This is a genomic window from Zoogloea oryzae, assembly GCF_030161255.1.
Lineage (GTDB): Bacteria > Pseudomonadota > Gammaproteobacteria > Burkholderiales > Rhodocyclaceae > Zoogloea > Zoogloea oryzae.
The window spans coordinates 1-2,396 of sequence record NZ_BSPX01000165.1; the positions used below are offsets into that span (position 1 = coordinate 1).

General features: G+C 72.8%; 3 protein-coding genes. All 3 read left to right on the forward strand.

Annotated elements, in window-relative coordinates; all coding sequences use genetic code 11:
- Positions 1 to 823 (forward strand): precorrin-6Y C5,15-methyltransferase (decarboxylating) subunit CbiT (gene cbiT / locus QQK25_RS22695; protein ID WP_284190001.1); only part of this gene is annotated, 823 nt, incomplete at its 5' end.
- Complete coding sequence (gene cobI / locus QQK25_RS22700) at positions 820 to 1,596, forward strand: precorrin-2 C(20)-methyltransferase (protein WP_284190002.1); 777 nt, start codon at positions 820 to 822, stop codon at positions 1,594 to 1,596. The genes cbiT and cobI, both read left to right, overlap by 4 nt.
- A gap of 30 nt (positions 1,597 to 1,626) precedes the next feature.
- Positions 1,627 to 2,396 (forward strand): cobalamin biosynthesis central domain-containing protein (locus QQK25_RS22705; protein WP_284190003.1); only part of this gene is annotated, 770 nt, incomplete at its 3' end.

Sequence of the window (2,396 nt, forward strand, 5' to 3'; positions counted from 1 at the left end):
CGCCGCCGACGCCCCCCTGATCGGCGCCTTCACCAGCCCCGAGAACAGCCCCGACCGCATCGCCCGGGCCCTGATCGCCGCCGGCCACGGCGCCGACTTCCAGCTCTCGGTGGCCGCCAGGCTGGGCCTGCCCGACGAAAGCGTGGTGGCCGACCTGCCGCTGGCCGACGCCGCCGCGCGCCGCTTCCCCGACCCCAACATCGTCGTACTCGCGCGCATCACGCCGCCCGAGCCCCGCGCCGTGTTCGGCTTCGACGACGCCGATTTCGTCCAGCGCACCCCCGAGAAAGGCCTCATCACCAAGCAGGAAGCCCGCGCCCTGTCCCTCGCCAAGCTGGCCCTGCGGCCCGACAGCCGCGTGTGGGACATCGGCGCCGGATCAGGCTCGGTCGGACTCGAAGCCGCGCGCCTCGCCCACGCCGGCCACGTGTGGGCCATCGAGAAGAACACCGCCGACGCCGCCAACGCCCGCGAAAACGCCCGGCGCCTCAAGGCCAGCAACTACACCCTGGTCGAAGGCCGGGCGCCGGACGGCCTCGACACCTGGCCCGACCCGGACGCCGTGTTCATCGGCGGCTCCGGCGGCGAACTCGCCGGGCTCATCCGCCTCATCCTCACCCGCCTGCGCCCCGGCGGCCGGCTGGTGATGAACTTCGTCACCCTCGAAAACCTCGCCACCGCCACCGCCACCCTCGGCGACGCCGGCGCGACGTGGGACGTGGTTCAGCTGCAAGCCTCCCGCAGCCAGCCCATCCTCGACATGCACCGCCTCGCCGCCCACAACCCGGTGTGGATCGTCTCCGCCGGAAAGGACACCCCATGACCGCCCCCACCTGCGGCCGCCTGATCGGCGCCTCCCTCGGCCCCGGCGATCCGGCGCTCATCACCCGCCGCGCCTGGGCCTGCCTCAGCGGCGGCGCACGCTGGCTCTACCCGGTCAAGAAGGCCGAGGAATCCTCCTACGCCCTCGGCATCGTCGAGCGCGGCGGCCTCGCCATCCCCGCCGACGCCGAAGCCCTGGTCTTCCCGATGACCCGCGACCCGATCGCCCTCGCCAAGGCGTGGAGCCGCGCCGCCACCCGCACCGTCGCGCTGCTGCGCGAAGGGCGCGATCTGGTCTTCCTGGTCGAAGGCGACGCCTCCACCTTCTCCACCTTCGGCCACCTCGCCCGGGTGGTGCGCGAGCTCGCGCCCGAGGTGGAGGTGGAGACCATCCCAGGCGTGTCCTCCTTCGCCGCCGCCGCCGCCAGCACCGGGCTCACCCTCGCCGAAGAGGACGAGACCTTCGCCGTCATCCCCGCTGCCTACGGCGTGCCAGTGATCGAGCGCCTCCTCGAAGAGTTCGACACCCTCGTGCTGCTCAAGGTCAAGCCGCTGCTCGACGAGGTGCTGGCCCTGCTGACCCGCCGCGGGCTCCTCGCCACCAGCTGCTTCATCGAGAAGGTCGGCTCCCCGGACGAACGCGTCGTCCGCGACGTGGCCAGCCTGGCCGGCGAAAAGGTCAACTACCTTTCCCTATTGCTCGTGCAGAACCCCAAGCGGGTGCGCGGCGAACTGCGCCGCGGCTGCCGCAAACACGCCCACGAGCCGGCCTGATTCCCCACCTCACTTTTTCCCCGCTCACCCATGAATCCACACCTGCCCTTCCCCCACGAGCGCATCGCCGTCGTCTCGATCACCCGCCACGGCATCGCCCTGGCTGGCCACGTGGTCGCCGCGCTGCCCGGCGCGCGCCTGTTCGCCCCCGAGAAGTTCGCCGCCGAAGCCCACGCCGCCGCCCCCGGCGCCGCCAGCTGCTACGCCGGCAAGACCGGCGAGCAGATCCCCATCCTGTTCTCCAACTTCGACGGCATCGTCGCCATCGTGTCACTGGGCGCGATGGTGCGGCTGGTCGCCCCGCATCTGGGCCGCAAGGAATCCGACCCCGGCGTGGTGGTCATCGACGAGGCCGGGCGCTTCGTCATCCCGATGCTCTCCGGCCACCTGGGCGGCGCCAACGCCCTGGCCGGCCAGACCGCCCACGCCCTCGACGCCACCGTCGTGCTCACCACCGCCTCCGACGCCCGCCAGACCCTCGCCGTGGATCTCCTCGGCCGCGAGCTGGGCTGGACTTTCGAAGCCAGCCACGACGAGATCGTCCGCGCCAGCGCCGCGGTGGTGAACGACGAACCCGTCGCCCTCGTCCAGGAGAGCGGCAGCGACGACTGGTGGCGCGGCCACGCCAACGGCCGCAGCGGCCCGCTGCCGGCCAACGTGCAGCGCTTCGCCCGCCTCGAGGACGTGGACATCGCCCGCTTCGGCGCCGTGCTGTGGATCAGCCACCGGCCCCTGCCGGCCGCCCTCGCCGCGCCCCTCGCCGGCAAGCGCGTGATCTACCGCCCCACCGGGGCGCCCTG

Excerpts from the sequence above, each read along its gene's own strand:
- cobI (WP_284190002.1), top strand. The coding sequence starts at position 820 with ATGACCGCCCCCACCTGCGGCCGCCTGATCGGCGCCTCCCTCGGCCCC.